The 323-nt window shown below is 34.1% G+C and carries 1 protein-coding gene; it reads right to left on the reverse strand.

Features of this window, described 5'->3' with window-relative positions; translation table 11 throughout:
* Positions 1-323: 3-deoxy-7-phosphoheptulonate synthase (locus LDP10_RS03360; protein ID WP_265197300.1), on the reverse strand; the 323-nt coding region annotated here is incomplete at both ends.

The following is a 323-nucleotide window of genomic DNA, read 5'->3' on the forward strand; positions in this document are numbered from 1 at the left end:
TAAATTAAAATCTTGCAAATGTTTTACAGCTGAAGCAATATCTTCAACATGATAATTTGGTAACGTACCACCACGCATAATAATATGACAGACTGGATTACCACTCGTATGATTGATAGTCATTTTTCCATGTTTATCTGGCGCTAAAAACAAATGTTTTACTTTAGAAGCCCTAATTGCATCTATGGCAATACGAATATTTCCATCAGTTCCATTTTTAAAACCTACAGGACAAGATAAAGCAGAAGCCATTTCACGATGTATCTGACTTTCTGTAGTTCTTGCACCTATAGCTCCCCAACTAATAAGATCTGCTATAAATT

This window comes from Buchnera aphidicola (Pemphigus obesinymphae) (assembly GCF_026122815.1).
Lineage (GTDB): Bacteria > Pseudomonadota > Gammaproteobacteria > Enterobacterales > Enterobacteriaceae > Buchnera_C > Buchnera_C aphidicola_BJ.